17 protein-coding genes are annotated in these 20,381 nt (G+C 72.5%); 14 read left to right on the top strand and 3 right to left on the bottom strand.

The annotated features are described in order from the left end of the window. The first annotated feature begins 65 nt into the window (after positions 1-65). Together rimI and BHU06_RS12310 are read left to right on the top strand one after the other, a co-directional pair. Positions 66-611 carry a ribosomal protein S18-alanine N-acetyltransferase gene (gene rimI, locus BHU06_RS12315; RefSeq protein WP_070399558.1) on the top strand — a complete coding sequence of 182 codons (546 nt, stop codon included), beginning with the start codon at positions 66-68 and terminating at the stop codon, positions 609-611. Continuing rightward, positions 608-1,453 carry a uracil-DNA glycosylase family protein gene (locus BHU06_RS12310; protein WP_070399471.1) on the top strand — a complete coding sequence of 282 codons (846 nt, stop codon included), beginning with the start codon at positions 608-610 and terminating at the stop codon, positions 1,451-1,453. Before rimI ends, BHU06_RS12310 begins: the two co-directional genes overlap by 4 nt. Before the next feature lie 15 nt (positions 1,454-1,468). On the opposite strand, the gene BHU06_RS12305 is transcribed toward BHU06_RS12310, so the two are convergent. After that, positions 1,469-2,380: a DMT family transporter gene (locus tag BHU06_RS12305; protein ID WP_070399470.1), complete on the bottom strand. Its 912-nt coding sequence runs from the start codon at positions 2,378-2,380 to the stop codon at positions 1,469-1,471. Between the two features lie 75 nt (positions 2,381-2,455). On the opposite strand from BHU06_RS12305, the gene pyrF reads away from it, so the two are divergent. From pyrF to BHU06_RS12260, 9 genes are all read left to right on the top strand, one after another. Beyond that, positions 2,456-3,298, top strand: coding sequence for an orotidine-5'-phosphate decarboxylase (gene pyrF / locus BHU06_RS12300; protein ID WP_070399469.1), 843 nt, complete (start codon positions 2,456-2,458; stop codon positions 3,296-3,298). A gap of 150 nt (positions 3,299-3,448) precedes the next feature. After that, positions 3,449-5,290, top strand: a complete 1,842-nt coding sequence (locus tag BHU06_RS12295) for a DUF1800 family protein (RefSeq protein WP_070399468.1) — start codon at positions 3,449-3,451, stop codon at positions 5,288-5,290. Positions 5,291-5,300: 10 nt separating this feature from the next. Then, positions 5,301-6,734 (top strand): DUF1501 domain-containing protein, encoded by a 1,434-nt coding sequence (locus BHU06_RS12290; protein ID WP_070399467.1) that lies wholly within the window; start codon positions 5,301-5,303, stop codon positions 6,732-6,734. A 61-nt stretch (positions 6,735-6,795) separates the two neighbouring features. Then, positions 6,796-7,509, top strand: a complete 714-nt coding sequence (locus BHU06_RS12285; protein ID WP_070399466.1) for a glutathione S-transferase family protein — start codon at positions 6,796-6,798, stop codon at positions 7,507-7,509. After that, positions 7,506-8,147, top strand: coding sequence for a glutathione S-transferase family protein (locus tag BHU06_RS12280; RefSeq protein WP_070399465.1), 642 nt, complete (start codon positions 7,506-7,508; stop codon positions 8,145-8,147). Before BHU06_RS12285 ends, BHU06_RS12280 begins: the two co-directional genes overlap by 4 nt. Positions 8,148-8,213: 66 nt before the next feature. Next, entirely contained in the window at positions 8,214-9,368 is a 1,155-nt protein-coding gene (locus tag BHU06_RS12275; RefSeq protein ID WP_070399464.1) for an imelysin family protein, read from the top strand. Positions 9,369-9,427: 59 nt separating this feature from the next. Continuing rightward, positions 9,428-10,825 carry a di-heme oxidoredictase family protein gene (locus tag BHU06_RS12270; protein WP_070399557.1) on the top strand — a complete coding sequence of 466 codons (1,398 nt, stop codon included), beginning with the start codon at positions 9,428-9,430 and terminating at the stop codon, positions 10,823-10,825. Beyond that, positions 10,825-11,865 (top strand): imelysin family protein, encoded by a 1,041-nt coding sequence (locus BHU06_RS12265; RefSeq protein WP_070399463.1) that lies wholly within the window; start codon positions 10,825-10,827, stop codon positions 11,863-11,865. Before BHU06_RS12270 ends, BHU06_RS12265 begins: the two co-directional genes overlap by 1 nt. A 76-nt stretch (positions 11,866-11,941) precedes the next feature. Beyond that, the gene (locus BHU06_RS12260) at positions 11,942-13,036 is read left to right on the top strand and encodes a DUF1513 domain-containing protein (protein ID WP_175442846.1); all 1,095 of its coding nucleotides are present in this window, start codon (positions 11,942-11,944) and stop codon (positions 13,034-13,036) included. Positions 13,037-13,071: 35 nt separating this feature from the next. Here BHU06_RS12260 and BHU06_RS12255 read toward each other — a convergent pair whose 3' ends face one another. Then, on the bottom strand, positions 13,072-14,619 hold the full coding sequence (locus BHU06_RS12255; protein ID WP_070399462.1) for a CYTH and CHAD domain-containing protein: 1,548 nt from the start codon (positions 14,617-14,619) through the stop codon (positions 13,072-13,074). Between the two features lie 130 nt (positions 14,620-14,749). On the opposite strand from BHU06_RS12255, the gene BHU06_RS12250 reads away from it, so the two are divergent. Genes BHU06_RS12250 through BHU06_RS12240 form a run of 3 tightly spaced genes read left to right on the top strand, consistent with a single transcriptional unit; the run spans position 14,750 to position 17,379 of the window. Continuing rightward, entirely contained in the window at positions 14,750-15,940 is a 1,191-nt protein-coding gene (locus BHU06_RS12250; RefSeq protein WP_070399461.1) for a DUF4382 domain-containing protein, read from the top strand. Positions 15,941-15,958: 18 nt separating this feature from the next. Then, positions 15,959-16,513 (top strand): RcnB family protein, encoded by a 555-nt coding sequence (locus BHU06_RS12245; protein ID WP_070399460.1) that lies wholly within the window; start codon positions 15,959-15,961, stop codon positions 16,511-16,513. Beyond that, positions 16,510-17,379, top strand: coding sequence for a MipA/OmpV family protein (locus BHU06_RS12240; RefSeq protein ID WP_083293195.1), 870 nt, complete (start codon positions 16,510-16,512; stop codon positions 17,377-17,379). Before BHU06_RS12245 ends, BHU06_RS12240 begins: the two co-directional genes overlap by 4 nt. Before the next feature lie 28 nt (positions 17,380-17,407). On the opposite strand, the gene uvrA is transcribed toward BHU06_RS12240, so the two are convergent. After that, positions 17,408-20,380 (bottom strand): excinuclease ABC subunit UvrA, encoded by a 2,973-nt coding sequence (gene uvrA, locus BHU06_RS12235; protein WP_254668167.1) that lies wholly within the window; start codon positions 20,378-20,380, stop codon positions 17,408-17,410. Position 20,381: the final 1 nt, after the last annotated feature.

Below are 20,381 nucleotides of genomic sequence, written 5' to 3'. Positions count from 1 at the left end.
GGCATCCCTCGATGGATGCGGCCGCCACCCTGCCCGGATGGACCGCCGGCCTGTGGCCCGCGCCCATGGACACCCTGCCCGTGCCGCTGGAGGCCGAGGCGCGCGCCATCGCCTTCATGCCCATGACCGAAGCCGACCTGGACGCGGTGCACGCGGTCGAGACCAGCGCCTACGGCCACCCGTGGTCGCCGCGGCACTTCCGCGACTCGCTGCAGGCCGGCTACCCGGCCGTGATGCTGATCGGCGAAGCGCACGCGGGCGAAAGCCCCTGGCCCCCCCGGCCCGACGGCCGCTGGCTGCTCGGCTACCTGGTGGCCATGCCCGGCGTGGACGAGGTGCACCTGCTCAACCTCACCGTGAACCCGCCGCACCAGCGCCAGGGCTGGGCGCGCTTCATGCTCGATGCGCTGGCGCTGTGGTCGCGCGGCCAGGGCGCGCGCGCGCTGTGGCTGGAGGTGCGCCAGAGCAATGCGCCCGCGCGCCGGCTGTATGAACGCTACGGCTTTCGCGAGGTGGGCGTGCGCCGCGGCTACTACCCGCTGTCGGCGCTGCAGCGCGAGGACGCGGTGGTGATGCAACTGGGCCTGGACGGCACGCAGGGCACCGAATGACCGATCGGATCGACACGCCCGACGGCTGGGTGCGCGAACTCGACGCGCGCCAGCGCGCCATGCTGGCCGAGATGGGCGTGAAGGTCTGGGTGCCCGCCCCGCCGCGCGCGCCCGGGGCCAGCGCCGAGCCGGCGACCAGCGCCGTGGCGGCGCCCGCCGCGACGGCCACGCCCGCACCCGCCGGTCGCCCACCCGCGGCGGTCCGCCCGCCCCAGGTGCCGGTGCCTGCGCCGATGCCGGCACCGCCCACCCACCCCAGCCCCGCGCGCAGCGACATCGCCACGCTCGACTGGCCCGCGCTGCGCGAGGCCGTGGCCGACTGCCGCGCCTGCGGCCTGTGCGAGTCGCGGCGCAACACCGTGTTCGGTGTCGGCCACACCGAAGCCGACTGGATGATCGTGGGCGAGGCCCCCGGCGAACAGGAAGACCGCCAGGGCGAGCCCTTCGTGGGCCCCGCCGGCCAGCTGCTCGACGCCATGCTGCGTGCCTGCGGGCGCGACCGCCAGGCCATGGACGCGCGCGGCGTGTTCATCGCCAACGTGCTCAAGTGCCGCCCGCCGGCCAACCGCAACCCGGCGCCCGAGGAAGTGGTGCAGTGCGAACCCTTCCTGTCGCGCCAGGTGGCGCTGGTGCGGCCCAAGCTGATCATCGCCATGGGCCGCTTCGCGGTGCAGTCGCTGCTCAAGACCACCGAGCCGATCGGCCGCCTGCGCGGGCGCCTGCACCGCTACGAGGGCGTGCCGGTCATCGTGACCTACCACCCGGCCTACCTGCTGCGCACGCCCATCGACAAGGCCAAGGCCTGGGCCGACCTGTGCCTGGCCATGGAGATCGATCGGTAGAGCCTGGCGCGGGCGCTAGGCCCTCGGCGGCTCGGCGCCCGGCGCGGCCGGCCTCGCCGGCCACAGCACGGCCGCGATCGCCAGCATGATCAGCGCCACCGCCACCCAGTCCTGCCAGTGCAGCACCTCGCCCAGCAGCCAGGCGCCGCTGAACACGCCCAGCACCGGGATCATCATCACGCTCAGCGTGGACGCGATCGGCGGCAGGTCGCGCGCCAGCACCAGCCAGGCCACCTGAGCGAAGGCGAACACGCCCAGCGCGTTGTAGACGATGGCCCACCACACGACCGGGCCGGGCATCACGCCCCAGGCCTCGCGCTCGAACAGCCAGGACAGGGCGCTCATCCAGACCGTGGTCAGCGCGATCATCCAGAACGAGATCGTCAGCGTGTCGTAGGGCAGCGTGGTGCGCCGCATCTGCTGGGTGCCCCAGGCCCACATCGCCGCGGCCAGCAGCATCATGCCCACCGCCAGCGGCGCCCCCGACAGGCGCACGAACTCGTGCCACAGCAGCAGCAGCACGCCCAGGCCAGCCGCCGCCACGCCGCCCCAGGCGCGCACCGGCAGGCGCTGGCCGAACCACACCGCGCCCACGATGGCCGAGAACACCGGCATGGTGTAGCCCAGGATGGCCGCGCGCCCGCTGGACAGCGACTGGATCGCCAGCACCGCCAGCGTGTGCCAGAACAGCATGTTGATCACCGTGAGCCACGCCAGCTGGCCCCAGTGCTCGCGCGCCATCCGGAACGGCGCCCCGCGCCACCACAGCACGCCGGCCAGCACCGGCAGGCCGATCCACATGCTCAGGGCGCGAAAGGTGAGCGGCTGATAACCCGAGATGCCGATCTTCATGATCGGCCAGTTGATGCCCCACACCAGGGTGAGGAGGACGAGCAGAACCAGTTGCCGGCGCGATATCGAGTGCATGCCGCCGATCGTACGGTTGTTCCAAATCCCGTCCACCGGGCGGGCGGCCGAGGCCCCCACCTAAAATCCCGGCCCATGACCTTCATCGACCAGCTGCAGGCCGCCACCCGCGACAACGCGAGCCTGCTGTGCGTGGGCCTGGACCCGGACCCCGCCAAGTTCCCCGCGCACCTGAAGAACGACGCCTCGCGCATCCACGACTTCTGCGCGGCCATCGTCGATGCCACCGCCGACCTGGTCTGCGCCTTCAAGCCGCAGATCGCCTACTTCGCCGCGCACCGCGCCGAAGACCAGCTCGAGCGCCTGGTCGCGCACATGCGCCGCGCCGCGCCCGGCGTGCCCGTGATCCTCGACGCCAAACGCGGCGACATCGGCGCCACCGCCGAGCAGTACGCCATCGAGGCCTTCGAGCGCTTCGGCGCCGACGCCGTCACGCTCTCGCCCTTCATGGGCTTCGACTCGGTGGAGCCCTACCTGCGCCGCCACGGCAAGGGCGCCTTCCTGCTGTGCCGCACCTCCAACCCCGGCGGCGACGACCTGCAGGCGCAGCGCCTGTCCTCCGTCGCCGGCGAGCCCCTGCTGTACGAGCACGTGGCGCGCCTCGCGCAAGGACCCTGGAACCTCAATGGCCAGCTCGGCCTCGTGGTGGGCGCCACCTACCCAGCCGAGATCGCGCGCGTGCGCGAACTCGCACCCACGCTGCCCCTGCTCATCCCCGGCGTGGGCGCGCAGGGCGGCGACGCCGCGGCCACCGTGCGCGCGGGCCTGCGCGTGCAGGGCGATGCCATCACCGGCCCCGTCGTCGTGAACTCCTCGCGCGCCATCCTCTACGCCTCGGCGGGCGACGATTTCGCCGCCGCGGCGCGCCAGGCGGCCTTCAAAACGCGTGATCAATTGCACGCGGCGCGCATCGGCTGAACGACCGGCGGCTTGACAAATACCCCCGTACGGTAAGCCGCTCAGCGGATGCGGCGACGCCACGACACCCCCCTGTAACCAAGCGCAACGCGCCATCGGCGCCCGCGGTCGCCTGCCTAGACTCGCGCCCCATCCAGATGGAGGGTGGCCATGGCGACGATCGAACAGGACGATCTGCCCAGCGATGCGCTGATCGAGCAAGAAGACCCGGCGGCGCGGACCCGTGCAGGGATCGCCGCTGCCGCGGCAGCGGCCACGGCGGCGCTGGCCGCCTGCGGGGGTGGCGGCGGTGGCAGCGACGGCGGATCGGCCGAGCCGCCCTTCGTGCCCGTGGTGGACTTTCCCCTCGACGGCTACACCTACCTCGCCGCGAACAACGACGCCGAGGCGGCGCGCTTCCTGCAGCAGGCGCAGTTCTCCTCCACGCCGCAGGAGATCGCGGCGCTGCGCGGCGAGGGCTACGCCCTGTGGCTGGCGCGCCAGTTCCAGCAGCCCCGCGGCCAGAGCGGCTGGGACTGGCTGGAAGCGCGCGGCTACGGCGCCATCGACAGCAACAGCTACTTCTTCAACCAGTACCCGGCCGACTTCATGCTCTGGAGCCAGCTGCTGTCGGGCGGCGAGGCCATGCGCAAGCGCGTCGCGCTCGCGCTGTCCGAGATCTTCGTCAGCTCGCTGACCACGGCCGAGTTCACCTGGCGCAGCCACGCCTACGCCTCGTGGTGGGACATGCTCATGCGCAACGCCTTCGGCAACTTCCGCCAGTTGCTCGAGGACGTGACGCTGCACCCGGCCATGGGCTACTTCCTCAACACCAAGGGCAACCAGAAAGAGAACCCCTCCACCGGCCGCGTGCCCGACGAGAACTACGCGCGCGAGGTGATGCAGCTCTTCACCATCGGCCTGCTCGAACTCAACCTCGACGGCACGCCCAGAATGAGCGGTGGCCGCCCCATCGAGAGTTACACCCAGGACGACGTGACCCACCTCGCGCGGGTCTTCACCGGCTGGGACTTCGACACCTCCGACGGCGTGCGGCACACGCCGGTCGGGCAGAACTACACCATCGAATCCAGCGCCTTCGCGCGCAAGCCCATGAGCCTGCGCGAGAGCCGCCACTCCACGCTGGAGGCGCGCTTCCTGGGCGCCACGGTGCCGGCCGGCACGCCGGGGCGCGCGGCGCTGCGCATCGCCCTGGACACGCTGTTCAACCACCCCAACACCGGGCCCTTCTTCGCGCGCCAGATGATCCAGCGCCTGGTGACCAGCGACCCCAGCCCGGCCTACGTGGCGCGCGTGGCGAGCAAGTTCAACAACAACGGCAAGGGGCAGCGCGGCGACCTGCAGGCGGTGATGGTCGCCATCCTGCTCGACCCCGAGGCGCGCGGCGGCCTCTCGCTGGCCAGCAGCACCCACGGCAAGCTGCGCGAGCCCATGGTCCGCTTCATCCAGTGGGCGCGCAGCTTCAACGTCGCGTCGGCGGCGGGCAGCTGGAAGGTCTTCGACCTGGCCGACGCCGGCACCCAACTCGGCCAGAGCCCGCTGCGCTCGCCCTCGGTCTTCAACTTCTTCCGCCCCGGCTACGTGCCGCCCAACACCGCCCTGGCGGCCCGCAATGCCACGGCGCCGGAGTTCCAGCTCGTCAACGAGTCCAGCGTGGGCGGCTACCTCAACTTCATGCAGGGGGTGATCGAGCGCGGCATCAACTGCCCCAACCCGGGCGTGCCTTACGCCGCCTGGAACAACTACGCCTACGACGTGAAGGCCAACTACGCGCGCGAACTCGCGCTGGTGACCAACGCCGCCGCGCTGGTGGACCACCTGAACCTGGTGCTGGCGGCGGGGCAGATCTCACCCGCCACGCGCACGCTCATGGTCAACGCGCTCAACGCCACCACCGTCACGGCCGGCAGCAGCGCCGACGCCAAGAACCGCCGGGTCTGGGCCGCCGTGCTCATGGTGATGGCCTGCCCCGAGTACCTGGTCCAGAAGTGAGGAGCGCGCCATGCATTTCATCGCCCCCGCCCGACACACCCGCCGCGCCTTCCTGCGCCGCGCCGGCCAGCTCGCCTTCACCGGCACCGCCCTGCCCACGGTGATGAACCTCGCCGCCATCGGCGAGGCCGCGGCCTTCGACGCCACCGACTACAAGGCCCTGGTCTGCGTCTTCCTGTTCGGTGGCAACGACTACGCCAACACCGTCATCAACTACGACGCCACCAGCCACGCCCAGTACGCCGCCATCCGCGGCGGCATCGCCATCCCGCGCGCCGACCTGGCGGCCACGGTGCTCAACCCCGCCGTGCCGCTGCCCGACGGCAAGCAGTACGCCCTGCACCCCGCCATGACGGGCCTGGCCAACCTCTTCAACGCCGGCGCGGCCGCCGTGCAGCTCAACGTCGGGCCCCTGGTGGTGCCGCTCACGCGCCAGCAGTACAACAGCAACAGCGCCTCCTTCCCGCGCCCGCCCAAGCTGTTCTCGCACAACGACCAGCAATCGGTGTGGATGAGTTCGGCCGCCGAAGGCAGCACCACGGGCTGGGGCGGCCAGGTGGGTGACCTGGCGCGATCGAGCAACACCAACAGCGTGCTCACCTGCGTCTCGGTGGCCGGCAACACCGTGTTCCTCTCGGGCGACGAGGCGTTGAGCTACCAGGTCGGCAGCGGCGGGGCGGTCCGCATCAACTGCCTCAACGGCAACGTCTATGGTTCGCCGGCCGTGCGCTCGGCACTGGTGGACATCGCCATGCAGACCCGCGCGCACGCGCTGGAGAACGAATACAACCTCGTCACCGCGCGCGCCTACGGCACCGAAGGCGCCATCACCAGCGCGCTCAACGCCTTTCCCGCCAACACCGCGCCGTTCAGCGGCTTCCCGGCCAACAACGGCCTGGCCAGCCAGCTGCGCCTGGTCGCGCGGCTGATTGCCGCGCGCAACCAGCTCGGCAGCCGGCGCCAGGTGTTCTTCGTCTCGCTCGGTGGCTTCGACCTGCACGACAACCTGCTCAACGGCCAGGCCGGCCTGATGGAGCGCCTGAGCGGCGCGCTCACCGCCTTCTACGACGCCACCGTGCAGCTCGGCGTGGCCGACAAGGTGACCGCTTTCACCGCCTCGGACTTCGGCCGCACGCTCACCTCCAATGGCGACGGCTCCGACCACGGCTGGGGCTCGCACCACCTCATGGTGGGTGGCGCCGTGCGCGGCCGCGCCTTCTACGGCAAGGCCCCGCCCGTGAGCGTGACCAACAGCACCAGCGACAGCTTCGATCAGTGGCACGTGGGCCAGGGCCGGCTGCTGCCCAGCACCTCGGTGAGCCAGTACGCGGCCACGCTGGCGCAGTGGTTCGGCGTGAGCGGCGGCGAGCTGGGCCAGGTGCTGCCCTACATCGGCAACTTCAACAGCGTGGACTACCCGGGCAACCTGGGGTTCATGGCCTGAGGGTCCGGCGGTCGGAGCGCGCGCGACACCCGCGCGCGACGGGGCGCACTAGCATGCCCCCATGATCGACCTCTACACCGCCGCCACCCCCAATGGCCACAAGGCCTCGATCGCGCTGGAGGAATTGGGCCTGCCCTACGCGCTCAAGGTGCTCGACCTCACGGCCGGCGAGCAAAAGCGCCCCGACTTCCTGGCCATCAACCCCAACGGCCGCATCCCCGCCATCGTGGACCACGGGGCCGGCGGCTTCGCGGTGTTCGAGTCGGGCGCGGTGCTGATCTACCTGGCCGAGAAGACCGGCCGGCTCATGCCCACGGACGCGAAAGGCCGCTCGCGCGTGCTGCAGTGGCTGATGTTCCAGATGGGCGGCGTGGGCCCGATGATGGGGCAAGCCAATGTGTTCTTCCGCTACTTCCCCGAGAAGATCCCGGCGGTGATCGATCGCTACCAGGGCGAGACCAAGCGCCTGTTCCGCGTGCTCGACGGCCACCTGAAAGACAACGAGTACCTGGCCGGCGACTACTCCATCGCCGACATCGCCAACTGGGCCTGGGTGCGCACGCACCGCTGGTCCGGCGTGGCCATCGACGACCTGCCGCACCTCAAGCGCTGGCGCGACGCCATCCGCGCGCGCCCGGCGGTGCAGCGCGGCATCGAATCGCCGCCGTCGAAGGTGGACCTCACGCGCGATGGCGACGAAGCGGCGCGCCGCTTCTCGCAAGACGCGCGCCAGCTGATGGAAACCGGCCAGAGCCTGAAGGAGGACCGCCGATGAAGCTCTACGTGTCCGAGCGCGCGCCCAACCCGCGCCGCGTGCAGATGTTCATCGCCGAAAAGGGCATGACCGGCATCGAGGAGGTGCTGGTCGACATCAATGCGCACGAGCACAAATCGCACCCCGTGCTCTCGCGCAGCCCGATGGCGCGCATCCCCGTGCTCGAACTCGACGACGGGCGCGCGCTGAGCGAGTCGCGCGCGATCTGCGCCTACCTCGAGGGCCTGCAGCCCGAGCCCAACCTGATGGGCCGCGACGCCGAGGAGCGCGCCTTCATCGAGATGGCCGACCGGCACGTGGAGTGGTACGTGACGCTGCCGCTGGCGCAGGCGATCCGCCACCAGCACCCCGGCCTGGCGGTGCTGGAGCAACCGCAATTCCCCGCGTTCGGGGCGTCGCAGCAGGCCAAGGCGATGGAGACCCTGCGCTGGCTCGACGGCCTGCTGCGCGGCCAGCCCTGGGTGGCGGGGCAGCGCTTCACGATCGCCGACATCACGGCCTTCTGCACCATCGAATTCGCGCGGCTGATCAAGTTCAAGCCGGGGGAACAGGGACTCGCCGCCCTGGCGGCGTGGCGGGATCGGGTGGCGGAGCGGCAGCCCTCCCGCTCGGACGGCGGCCCGGTCAAACCCGCTTAAGTCAAGGATAAGAATTATTTGCATTTAGAATTCGGCGTTTCCTCCCTTCCGTCCTGGAGAACCGCCATGCGCCTGAAGCCCCTCGCCGCCGCCGCCGTGCTCGCCCTGAGCCTGGCCGCCCCTTTGCATGCCCAGACCGCCGCCACCCCCGCCAGCGTGGCCACCCACTACGCGGCCCTGGTGCACGCCAACTACGAGGACACGCTCAACGCCGCCAAGGCGCTGCAGGCCGCCGTCAAGGCCTTCACCGCCGCGCCCTCGCAGCCCACCCAGGACGCCGCCCGCAAGGCCTGGCTGGCCGCGCGCGAGTTCTATGGGCAGACCGAGGCCTTCCGCTTCTATGGCGGCCCCATCGACAACGACAACGGCCCCGAAGGCCGGCTCAACGCCTGGCCCATGGACGAGTCCTACGTGGACTACGTGGACGGCAAGAAGACCGCCGGCCTGGTCAACAACAAGAAGCAGGCCCTCACCAAGAAGGCGCTGGCCGCGCTGAACGAAAAAGGCGGCGAGGAGAACATCGCCACCGGCTGGCACGCCATCGAGTTCATGCTCTGGGGCCAGGACCTGTCCGAAACCGGTCCGGGCAACCGCAGCTTCGAGGACTTTGTCGACGGCAAGGCCCCCAACGCCGACCGCCGCCGCCAGTACCTCAACACCGTCACCGACCTGCTGGTGGACGACCTGGGCGGCCTGGTGAAGGCCTGGGCGCCGGGCGCCAAGAACAACTACCGCGCGACGTTCGAGAAGGGCGGCAACGAGTCCCTGCGCAAGATGTTCGTGGCCATGGGCTCGCTCTCGCGCGGCGAACTGGCCGGCGAGCGCCTGGAGGTGGCCCTGGCCAGCCAGGACCAGGAAGACGAGCACAGCTGCTTCTCCGACAACACCCACCGCGACGCCGTGGCCAACGCCAAGGGCATAGAGAACGTCTGGCTGGGCCGCTACGTGCGCGCCGACGGCAGCACCCTGCAGGGCCCCAGCCTGCGCGACCTGGTGAGCGCCAGGAACGCCGGCGTGGCCGACAAGACCACCCAGCAGATCCGCACCTCGGTGGCGTCGGCCGAGGCCATTCCCGCGCCCTTCGACCGCGCCATCGTCGCCGGCTCGGCGGGCCGCCCGAAGATCGAGGCCACCATCAAAAGCCTGACCGAGCAGTCCAAGGACATCGTGGCCGCCGCGGCCGCCGTGGGCATCGCCAAACTCACGCTGGTGCAACCGTGAGGCCAGCGGCCTGGGCCGCCGCGGCCTTGGGCGTGGCGGCGCTCACTTCGGTCGCCGCGCTGCAGGCGGCGGCACAAGCGCCTGCCCCCACCAGCCCGACCGACGCGGCGCCCGATCCCCTGGGCGAAAAGACCGGCGGCGCGACCACGGTCTGGGCCACCGGGCAGAACGCCTTCTCCTTCCCTGCCGCCAACCTCACCGACCCGGAGCGCACGCGCTTCGTCATCGGCAACTCCTTCTTCAAGCGCAACTGGGTCGAGGCCCCCGCGAGCACCAAGGCGCGCGACGGCCTGGGCCCGAACTTCCTGGCGCGCTCCTGCGGCGCCTGCCACCTGTTCGACGGCCGCGGTGAGCCGCCGCCATGGCGGCGCGGCATCTCCGATCAGGAGCCGCTGGCCCTGCTGCTGCGCCTGTCGGTGCCCGGTACCGACGCGCACGGCGGCCCGAAGCACGACCCCGTCTATGGCGACCAGCTCAACACCGCAGCGGTCCAGGGCGTCAAGCCCGAGGGCCGGGTGCGCCTGCGCTGGCAAGCCATCCAGGGCCGCTTCGCCGACGGCACGCCCTACACGCTGCAAAAGCCCGAGTACATCGTCGACCGCCTCGCCTACGGCCCCTTCGCCCCGGGCGTGATGATCAGCCCGCGCATCGCGCCGCAGGTCATCGGCGTGGGCCTGCTCGAAGCCATCCCCGAACGCGAGGTCCTGGCCAACGCCGAGGCCCAGGCGGCGCTGCCCGGCCCCATCAAGGGACAGCCCAACCGCGTGTGGGACGTGTTCGCGCAGCGCGAGATGCTCGGCCGCTTCGGCTGGAAGGCCAACGTGGCCACCGTCGCCCACCAGACGGCGGGCGCCTTCCACGGCGACATCGGCATCACCTCGGCGCAGTTCCCCGACGAGACCTGCACGCCCCGGCAGAAGGACTGCCTGGCCGCGCCCAAGGGCTCGCGCAACGGCCAGCCCGAGATCGACCCCAAGACCCTGGACGAGGTGGTGTTCTACCAGGCCACGCTGGCGCCGCCCGCGCGCCGCCACATCCAGGACCCGCAGGTGCTGCGGGGCCAGCGGCTGTTCGCTCAGGCGCAGTGCGCGGTCTGCCACCGGCCCACCTACACCACGGCCGAAGGCCCCTTCCCGCGCCTGACCAGCCGGGCCCTGCAGGGCCAGACCATCCACCCCTACACCGACCTGCTGCTGCACGACATGGGCGAGGCCCTGGCCGATGGCCGACCCGACTTCCTGGCCAACGGCCGCCAGTGGAAAACGCCGCCGCTGTGGGGCATCGGGCTGATCAAGGACGTGAACGGCCACACCCGCCTGCTGCACGACGGCCGAGCCAATGGCGTGCTCGAGGCCATCCTCTGGCACGGCGGCGAGGCCGAGGACAGCAAGCAGCAGGTGCTGAAGTTCGGCGAGGCCGACCGCCGCGCCCTGGTGAAATTCGTGGAGAGCCTCTGATGCGTACCCGATCCCGCTGGCGGCTTGGCGCGGCACTCGCCCTGCTGCTGTGCGCGCCCGGCGCGCTGTGGGCGCAGGCCGCCGCGCCCTACTACTACCCGCCCGACGCGGTGGCCGCCCTGTACCGCGACCACACCGCGCCGCTGGCGCGCGCCTTGGCCGAGCAGGCGCCCAGGCTGGTGCAGGCGCTGCAGGGCCACTGCGCCGGCCCGGCCGCGCTGGCGCCGGCGCGCGCGGCCTGGACGCAGACGGCGCTGGCCTGGGAGCGCCTGGCCGCCGTGGCCGTGGGCCCGCTGATCGAGCGCCGCTCGCTGCGCGAGATCGACTTCCAGCCGCTGCGCCCCGAACTGCTCAAGCGCTCGCTGGCGCGCGAACCCAAAACCCTGGACGACATGGAGCGTGTGGGCACGCCCGCCAAGGGCCTTCCTGCCGTCGAGTACCTGCTGTGGAGCGCGCCCGCCGCGCCGCGCAGCGGCGCCTGCGCCTACGCCGTGCTGGCCGCGCAGGCCGTGCAGCGCGAAGCCGAGGCCCTGCGCGCCGCCTTCGACGCGCTGGCCGCCGCGCCGCCCGAAGAAGAAGCCGCCGTCACGGCCTTCGTGGAATTCATCAACCAATGGCTGGGCGGCCTGGAGCGCCTGCGCTGGGCGGGCATGGAGAAACCCCTGCGCGAGGCCGAGACGCGCGGTGCCGCGCCCGCCTTCGCGCGGCTGCCCAGCGGCCAGACCGGCGCGGCCTGGGCCGCCGGCTGGGCCGAGTTGCGCGCCCTGGCGCGCCAACCCGACAACGGCGCGCCCGCCATCGGCGCGGGCCGGGTGAGCATCGAGTCCTACCTGCGCGGGCGCGGGCACATCGCACTGGCCGATCGCTGGCGCGCGACGGTGGACGAGGCCGACCGCGCGATGCAGGGCGTTCAGCCTGGCGCCCCCGCCAGCGTCGACGCGGCGGCGCGCACGCTCAAGAGGCTGACCACGCTGATGCAGTCCGAGGTGGCGGGCAGCCTCGAAGTGAACCTGGGGTTTTCCAGTGCCGATGGCGACTAGACGGCTCCCCCCTGCGCCGCTGCGCGGCGTCCCCTTCCGGGGACAACACCTGCGGACCGGCGAAGCCGGATCCGCGGTGTTTCTGGATGCTTCGCCCGCGGCAGGTCTGACCCGCCGCGGCATCCTCGCCTGGCTGGCGGCGGGCATCGGCGTTCCCGCGCTGGCGCGCGCCCCGAACAGCCTCTTGGTCGCCAGTTGGGCGGAGGGTGGGCAGTACAGGGCCGGGCTGTTGCAAATGGACGAGGCGCGCGTGTCCGTGCTGGCGCAGCTGCCGCTGCCCACGCGCGCGCACGGCCTCGCCCTGGAAGCCGACGGCGCCGTGCTGGTGGCCGCGCGCCGCCCCGGCGACTGGCTGTTGCGCTGGCGGCCCGACAGCGGCGCGGCCCAGTGGCATTGGGTGGACGACGACCGCCGGCTCAACGGCCATGTGCTGCCCTCCGCCGACCGGCGCGCGGTGTGGACCACCGAGACCAACCAGGCCGACGCCGCCGGGCTGATCGGCGTGCGCGATCCGCGCACGCTGGAGAAAACCGGCGAGTGGGCCACGCAGGGCATGGACCCGCACGAGATGCTGGTGCTGCCCGAGGCCCTGGGCCGCGTCCCGGCCGGCGCGCTGCTCGTGGCCAACGGCGGCATCCCCACGCAGAGCGAGACCGGCCGCAGCCACCGCGACCTGTCGCGCATGGACCCCTCGCTGGTGGCGCTCGACCCGGCGTCGGGCGCCCTGCTGGGCCAGTGGCGCCTGGACGATCCGCGCCTGAGCGTGCGCCACCTTGCCTGGGACCCGGTGGGCCGGCGCGTGGGCATCGCCCTGCAGGCCGAGCACGACGACGAGGCCGCGCGCCGCGACGCCCCCCTGCTGGCCACCTGGGACGGCAGCGCGCTGCGCGCCGCGCCCCCGATGGCGCAGGCGCGCGGCTATGGCGCTGACATCTGCGCGCGCGCCGGCGGCGGTTTCTGGCTCAGCGCCACGCGCGCGAACGCGCTGCTGGGACTCGATGCACGCGGCGCCATCGCCGAGCGGGTGAACCTGCCCTCGGCCGGCGCCCTGGCCGCACGGCCTGGGCACGCCTGGGCCGCTGGCGCGGCGGTCACCTGGCACGACGGCGAGCGCCAGGCCCTGTCCGCCGCGCTGCAACTCGACAACCACTGGGTGAGCGCGCGCGCCTGAGGGCCCGGTCCCGGCCCCGCCCCGGCGCGGGTCGCTCACCAGGGCGGTGGCGAGCGCTCCAGCGCACTCTCCATGGCCGGCAAGGCCAGCAGGCCCGCCTCCAATTGCGCCTGCAGGCCCGACTGCAAGGCGGCCACGAGCGCGGGCGCCACGCGGGGCGGCACCTGCTGCAGCAGGCCTTGTGCCGTGGCCAGGTCGTTCAGCTCACCCAGCAGCGCCTGCGCCTCGGCCAGCGTGGCGGTGCTGCGCGCGGCGCGCTGGGGGTCGAGCAGGCCGATCAGGAATTCCTGCGTGTAGCGCAGCTTCTTCAGCGCCAGGCGCAGCTCGTGGCGGCCATCGGGGCCCAGGCGGCGCGCGTCGCGCGCCTGTTCGCGCAACCGCGCATGGCCGGCGCGCAGCCGGGCCACCGCCCAGCGCGGCAGGTTCACGCGCGCGCGCGGCACCGGCAGCGCGAACACCGAGCGCGTGAAGGCCAGCAAGGCCAGGGCGTGCGCCGGGTCGGCCAGCCGGCGCGCCACCGCGAGGTTGGCCGCGCGGCGCTGGGCGTCCACCCAGGCGCGCAAGGCCTGGGCCTCGGCGCGGGTATCGCTGTCGGGCAGGCGATCGGGCAGCCATTCGGTGGCGAAGACGTCCCAGTTGCGCGCCGCGCCCAGCGCGTCGGCCAGGCCCTTCCAGTGCGCCGACCAGTGCGCCACCCAGCGGCGCGGCAGGTGCTCGCGAAACAGCCGCAGGCCGGTGCGCAGGCGGCGCAGGGCCACGCGCAGCTGGTGCACGAACTCCGGGTCGGGCAGCGGCGCGCCGGCCAGCGGCAGGTCGGCGAGCGCGCGCGGTTCGGCCTCGTTGGCCTGCAGGTGCGTGAGGCAGGCCAGGCTGGCGGCCTGGAAGGACTCGCGCACCGCCATGTCGCGCGCCAAGGCCAGCGGCGTGGCGCGCCGGGGCATGGCGGCCTGGCCGGCGAACAGGGCGTAGCCGCGCTCGGCCTTGCTGCGCGGCTCGGGGTGCAGGCGCAGCGCGCGCGCCGCCTGGCCCTCGGGGCCGAGCGCCAGGGTGTGCGCCAGGTCGAACAGCGCGTCGACCGGGCCGTCCAGCAGCTCCAGCTCCACCTCGAGCAGGCGCTCGCGGCGCGCGCGCCGGCCGCTGCCCACGCTGATGTGCCCGTCGTCGACGGCCAGCTCGATGCGCGCACCCGCGTGTTCCACCACCACGGCGCGGCGGACGAAGTCGGTGCGGAACACCGCGCGCAGCCGGGGCGCCCAGTCCTGCAGGGCGGCGGCCAGCGCGGGCTCATCCACCACGCGCGCGAAATCGACCCGCCCGCGCGGCTTGGGCACCTCCCATTCGCCGCGCCGCGACAGGCCGCCCACGGTGCTGCCCGAGGTCTTGACGGTGAGCCAGCGCCGCGCGCCCAGGCGGCGCTCGCGCAAGGCCAGTCGCGCCTCGCGCAGCGCCAGCTCGGGGGTGTCGAAATAGGTGTTGAACAGGCGCTGCCCCGCGCGCGGCAGGCCGCCCAGCAGCGGGTGGGCCAGCAAACGCGCGGCGTCCTTGGGGTGCAGCGCGAGCTTGAGCTCGGTTTCCTGGGGCATGGGTCGATCAGACCACAGTTCCCCTGACGCCCGCCACCTTACAGCCGGTTACCACGCGGGCGCTGCCTCGGCCAACAATGGCCGCTCGCGCGCCACGGGAGCGCGGTGTGTCGTTGCGTTGGAGACAAACATGAACACGATGTCCTGGATGCGCGCCGCGCTGGGCGCGGCCCTGCTGGGCTTGCTGGCCGCCTGCGGCGGGGGTGGTGGTGGCGATGGCGACGGCGGCAGCGGCACCCTGCGCGTGGCCCTCACCGACAACCCCGCGTGTGGCTACGACGAGGTGGTGGTCACGGTGAACGAGGTGCGCGTGCACACCGCCGACGCGCCCGACAGCGACCCGGGCTGGCGCTCGATCCCCGTCGACCCGCCCCAGCGCGTCAACCTGCTGGACTACACCAACGGCGCCCTGCTCGACCTCGGGCAGGCGCGCGTGCCCGCGGGCACCTATACCCGCCTGCGCCTGGTGCTGGCGGCCAACACCGGCGCCCAGGCCGACCGCAACTGGATCGTGCTCAGCGGCAACCCGGGCGTGAGGGTGCCACTCAAAACCCCGAGCGGCCAGCCGTCCGGCCTGAAGGTGCAGACCAGCCTGGCGGTGCAGCGCAACGGCCTGACCGACGTGGTGATCGACTTCGACGCCTGCCGGTCCGTGGTGGTGGCCGGGAATTCGGGCCAGTACCTGCTCAAGCCCGTGCTGCGCACGCTGCCGCGTGTGGAGACCGGCGTGATAGGCGAGGTCTCCCTCGCTGCGGCCACGGCGGGCGCCAGCGTCTCGCTGCAGCAGAACGGCGAGGTACGCCGCGCCACCGTGGCCGACGCCAGCGGCCTGTTCAAGCTGCAACCCGTGGAGCCGGGCGAGTACACGCTGGTGGTGGTCACGCCCGGGCGGGCCACGGCGGCGGTGCGCCAGCTGCAGGTGTTCAGCGGCCAGCTGGTGCGCGCCGCGCCGGCCGGCCAGCGCATCGACCCGCCCGCCTCGGGCACGGCCATCTTCACGGGACAGGTCTCGCTCACGCCCGTGCCCACCGAGCTCGACGCGACCGTGGCCCTGCGCCAGACGCTCACGGCGGGCGACACCCTCACGCTGGTGGAGCGGCCTGTGAACGCCGTCACCGGCGAATACGCCTACACCGGCAACGCGGTGGCGGCGCCGCAGGTGGCCCAGCACGCCGCCGGCAACAGCCTGAGCTTCTCGGCCGACAACGCGGCGGCGGGCCACTTCACGCTGCGCGCCACCACGGGCGGTGTGAGCAAGACCGCCGGTCCCCTGACCGCGGCCGCCAGCGACACCATCGACCAGGATTTCGTTTTCCCCTGAACCGCAGAGCCTCAAGCCATGCCCATTCCCTCCCGCTCCTTGTCCGCCCTCGTACTGGGCGCCGCCCTGGCCCTGGCCGCCGCGCCCACGCTGGCCGAGAAACCCCCGCACGCCGGCGGCGGCAAACACGGCCAGTCCGAGGAGAAACACAAAGGTGGCAAACCCCACAAGGGCGATGACCGTGGCGATCGCGACGGCGGCACCCGGTATGTCCGTCCCGATGGCGACCGGACGAACCTCTCGGTGAACGTGCAGATCGGCGGCTACTTCACCGACACGCAGCGCCGCGCCGCCGTCGAGTACTACGAGCCCCGCTGGCGCGCCGGCCACTGCCCGCCCGGCCTGGCGAAGAAGCACAACGGCTGCATGCCCCCCGGCCAGGCCAAGAAGTGGCACCGCGGCGCGCCGCTGCCGCGCGACGTCGTCTACTACCCCGTGCCGGACGCCATTTCCATCCGCCTGGGCGTGCCGCCAGCGGGCCACAAGTACGTGCGCGTGGCCACCGACATCCTGCTCATCGCCATCGGCACCGGCATCGTGGTCGACGCCATCGAAGACCTGGGCCGTCTGTGAAGCCCGCGCTGGCCGCCGCGGCGCTGCTGGTGACCGCATCGGCCGGGCTCGCGCAAGCACGCGGCGACGCCGCCCCCGCCGCCGCCGCCGAGCCGGCATCGGCACCGCGCGACGACGTGGCCTTGCAGGCCAGCCGCGACTACCTCATCGGCGCGGCCATCGGCTCCTCGGCCAACCCGCTGGGCACCGCCGAGCAGAAGCTCTCGCTGGGCGGCATCTGGGCCTTTCAGCTCGGGCGCTGGCGCTTCGCCAGTTCCGGCGCCAGCGCCCTGCTCAACCAGGGCCGCGAAACCGTGGACAGCGGCGTGAGCACCCAGCTCGCGCGCGGCGACAGGCTCACGCTCAACACCTCGCTCTCGATCGACGAGGGCCGCGACTGGCGCGACGAAAAGGACCCGCGCTACCACGGCCTGGGCAAGGTGCGCGCCACCGTGCGCGGCCGACTCACCCTCGGCCTGACGCTCAGCGAACACTGGAGCCTGACCAGCCGGGCCTCGCAGGACCTGCTGGGCCGCGACGGCGGGCTGCGCCTGGACACGGGCCTGAACTACCGCCACCGCCTCTCGCGCGACACGCACTGGGACCTGTCCTTCGGTGCCGGCTGGGCCAACGGCACGTTCCGCCAGACGCACTACGGCATCGGCCCCGAGGGCGCCGCGGCCACCGGGCTGCCCGCCTACGCCATCGGCTCGGGCTGGGACAGCCTGTCGCTGGGCTGGCGCCTCACCTCGGCCATCAACCGGCACTGGGTGGGCTACGCGGGCCTGGGCGTGGCGCAGCTGCAGGGCGCCGCGCGGCGCAGCCCGCTGGCCACGCGGCCCACCACCTTCAGCGCGGGCCTGGGGCTGGCCTACCGCAACCGCTGAGACGGGTGGGCTTCATGCGCCGCCGGCCTCAGAGCAGGCGCTTGAGGTAACGCCCCGTGTGGCTGGCCGGGTTCGCGGCCACGGCTTCCGGCGTGCCCTGCGCCACCACGGTGCCGCCGCCGGTGCCGCCCTCGGGGCCCATGTCGATCACCCAGTCGGCGGTCTTGATGACGTCCAGGTTGTGCTCGATCACCACGATGGTGTTGCCCGCGTCGCGCAGCTGGTGCAGCACCTTGAGCAGCAGCTCGATGTCGGCGAAGTGCAGGCCGGTGGTGGGCTCGTCCAGGATGTAGAGCGTGCGCCCGGTGTCGCGCTTGGACAGCTCCAACGCGAGCTTGACGCGCTGCGCCTCGCCGCCCGACAGGGTGGTGGCGGCCTGCCCGAGCTGGATGTAGGACAGGCCCACGTCGAGCAGGGTCTGCAGCTTGCGCGCCAGCGTGGGCACGGCGCCGAAGAAGGCGTGCGCCTGCTCCACCGTGAGCTCCAGGATCTGCGCGATGTTCTTGCCCTTGTAGAGCACCTCCAGCGTCTCGCGGTTGTAGCGCTGGCCGTGGCAGACCTCGCAGGGCACGTAGACGTCGGGCAGGAAGTGCATCTCGACCTTGACCACGCCGTCGCCTTGGCAGGCCTCGCAGCGCCCGCCGGCCACGTTGAAGCTGAAGCGGCCTGGGCCGTAGCCGCGCTCGCGCGCGGCCGGCACCTCGGCCATCAGCTCGCGGATGCCGGTGAACAGGCCGGTGTAGGTGGCCGGGTTGCTGCGCGGCGTGCGGCCGATGGGCGACTGGTCGACGTTGATGACCTTGTCGAAGTGCTCCAGGCCCTCGATGGCGTCGTGCGGCGCCGGCTCGTCGTGCGAGCGGTAAATGGCGCGCGCCACGGCGGCGTAGAGCGTGTCGTTGACGAGCGTGGACTTGCCCGAGCCCGAGACCCCGGTGACGCAGGTGAACAGGCCGACCGGGAAATCCACCGAGACACCGCGCAGGTTATGGCCCTTGGCGCCGAGCACGCGGATCGCCTGGCCGCCATCGGCGGCCGAGGCCGGCGGCGCGGCCGCCGCGCGGCCCCTGGCGCTCGGGAAGCGCGGCTTGACGGGTTCGGCCGGCGCGGTGGCCGCGCGCGCCGGCTGCCAGGGCGTGCGCCGGGCCGGCACCTCGATGCGGCGCGTGCCGCCCAGGTACTGGCCGGTGAGCGACTCGGGCACCGCGACCACGTCCTCGCAACTGCCCTGGGCCATCACGCGCCCGCCGTGCACGCCGGCGCCCGGGCCCATGTCGATGACGTGGTCGGCGGCGCGGATCATGTCCTCGTCGTGCTCGACCACGAGCACGGTGTTGCCCAGGTCGCGCAGGTGCTGCAGGGTGCCGATCAGGCGGTCGTTGTCGCGCTGGTGCAGGCCGATGCTGGGCTCATCGAGCACGTACATCACGCCGGTGAGGCCGCTGCCGATCTGGCTGGCCAGGCGGATGCGCTGGGCCTCGCCACCCGAGAGCGTGTCGGCGCTGCGGTCCAGGCTGAGGTAATTCAGGCCCACGTCGTTGAGGAAACTCAGGCGCTGGCGGATTTCGTGCACCACGCGGCCCGCGATCTCGCCCTTGGCGCCGCTCAGCGCGAGCGAGGCGAACCAGCGCAGGGCCTCACCCAGCGTGACGTGGCCGATCTCGAAGATGGCGCGGCGCTGCGCGCCCTCGCCCACGAAGACGTGGCGCGCCTCGCGGCGCAGGCGCGCGCCGGCGCACTCCGGGCAGGGCCGCGTGGCGCGGTAGCGCGCGAGTTCCTCGCGCACGGTGGCGCTGTCGGTTTCGCGCCAGCGCCGCTCGAAGTTGCGCACGATGCCCTCGAAGGCGTGCTTCTTGTTCACGCGCTTGTTCGCGCGCTCGCCGCCGTCCAGCGCGTACTGGAAGCGGATTTCCTCGTCGCCCGAGCCGAACAGCAGCACCTGGCGCACCGCCTCGGGCAGCGACTCCCAGGGCGTGTCCACGTCGAAGCCGTAGTGCGCGGCCAGGCTCTCGACCAGCGAGAAGTAGTGGCCGTTGCGCCGGTCCCAGCCCTTGATGGCGCCGCTGGCCAGGCTGAGCGAAGGGAAGGCGACGATGCGCGCGGGATCGAAGAACTCGGTGTGGCCCAGGCCGTCGCAGGTGGGGCAGGCGCCCAGGGGCGAGTTGAAGGAGAACAGGCGCGGTTCGAGCTCGGCCACGGTGTAGTGGCACACCGGGCAGGAGAAACGCGCCGAGTGCGCGTGTTCCTCGCCCGAGTCCATGTCGAGCGTGAGGGCGCGGCCGTCGGCCAGGCGCAGCGCGGCCTCGAAGCTCTCGGCCAGGCGCTGGCGCTGCGTGTGGGTGCCGGCGGCATCGGCCTCGGCGCGCACCTTCAGGCGGTCGATCACGACGTCGATGTCGTGCTTGTCGTTCTTCTTCAGCGCCGGCAGGGCCTCGGCCTCCACCACCGCGCCATCGACGCGAAAGCGCACGTAGCCGCGCGCCTGCATGTCGGCGAACAGCTCGGCGAACTCGCCCTTGCGCGCGCGCGCCACGGGCGCCAGCACCATCAGCCGCGTGCCCTCGGGCAGGGCCAGGGTGGCGTCCACCATCTGGGCCACGCTTTGCGCGGCCAGCGGCAGGTCGTGGTCGGGGCAGTGCGGCGTGCCGGCGCGCGCGTAGAGCAGGCGCAGGTAGTCGTGGATCTCGGTCACCGTGCCCACGGTGGAGCGCGGGTTGTGGCTGGTGGCCTTCTGCTCGATGGCGATGGCCGGCGCCAGGCCTTCAATCAGGTCCACGTCGGGCTTGTCCATCAACTGCAGGAACTGCCGCGCGTAGGCCGACAGGCTTTCCACGTAGCGGCGCTGCCCTTCGGCGTAGAGCGTGTCGAAGGCCAGGCTGGACTTGCCCGAGCCCGACAGCCCCGTGATCACCACCAGCCGGTGCTTGGGGATGTCGAGGTCGATGTTTTTGAGGTTGTGCGTGCGCGCGCCGCGCACCGACAGCGTGGCGCCGCGCAAACGCATG

The sequence above is a fragment of the Hydrogenophaga sp. PML113 genome (genome assembly GCF_001777155.1).
In the GTDB taxonomy this organism is placed as follows: domain Bacteria; phylum Pseudomonadota; class Gammaproteobacteria; order Burkholderiales; family Burkholderiaceae_C; genus Hydrogenophaga; species Hydrogenophaga borbori.
The sequence above is the reverse complement of the archived record's forward strand: the minus strand, read 5'-3'. Positions and strand labels throughout refer to the sequence as shown.

Excerpts from the sequence above, each read along its gene's own strand:
- rimI (WP_070399558.1), top strand. The coding sequence starts at position 66 with ATGGACACCCTGCCCGTGCCGCTGGAGGCCGAGGCGCGCGCCATCGCC.
- BHU06_RS12310 (WP_070399471.1), top strand. The coding sequence starts at position 608 with ATGACCGATCGGATCGACACGCCCGACGGCTGGGTGCGCGAACTCGAC.
- BHU06_RS12305 (WP_070399470.1), bottom strand. The coding sequence starts at position 2,380 with ATGCACTCGATATCGCGCCGGCAACTGGTTCTGCTCGTCCTCCTCACC.
- pyrF (WP_070399469.1), top strand. The coding sequence starts at position 2,456 with ATGACCTTCATCGACCAGCTGCAGGCCGCCACCCGCGACAACGCGAGC.
- BHU06_RS12295 (WP_070399468.1), top strand. The coding sequence starts at position 3,449 with ATGGCGACGATCGAACAGGACGATCTGCCCAGCGATGCGCTGATCGAG.
- BHU06_RS12290 (WP_070399467.1), top strand. The coding sequence starts at position 5,301 with ATGCATTTCATCGCCCCCGCCCGACACACCCGCCGCGCCTTCCTGCGC.
- BHU06_RS12285 (WP_070399466.1), top strand. The coding sequence starts at position 6,796 with ATGATCGACCTCTACACCGCCGCCACCCCCAATGGCCACAAGGCCTCG.
- BHU06_RS12280 (WP_070399465.1), top strand. The coding sequence starts at position 7,506 with ATGAAGCTCTACGTGTCCGAGCGCGCGCCCAACCCGCGCCGCGTGCAG.
- BHU06_RS12275 (WP_070399464.1), top strand. The coding sequence starts at position 8,214 with ATGCGCCTGAAGCCCCTCGCCGCCGCCGCCGTGCTCGCCCTGAGCCTG.
- BHU06_RS12265 (WP_070399463.1), top strand. The coding sequence starts at position 10,825 with ATGCGTACCCGATCCCGCTGGCGGCTTGGCGCGGCACTCGCCCTGCTG.
- BHU06_RS12255 (WP_070399462.1), bottom strand. The coding sequence starts at position 14,619 with ATGCCCCAGGAAACCGAGCTCAAGCTCGCGCTGCACCCCAAGGACGCC.
- BHU06_RS12250 (WP_070399461.1), top strand. The coding sequence starts at position 14,750 with ATGAACACGATGTCCTGGATGCGCGCCGCGCTGGGCGCGGCCCTGCTG.
- BHU06_RS12245 (WP_070399460.1), top strand. The coding sequence starts at position 15,959 with ATGCCCATTCCCTCCCGCTCCTTGTCCGCCCTCGTACTGGGCGCCGCC.
- uvrA (WP_254668167.1), bottom strand. The coding sequence starts at position 20,380 with ATGCGTTTGCGCGGCGCCACGCTGTCGGTGCGCGGCGCGCGCACGCAC.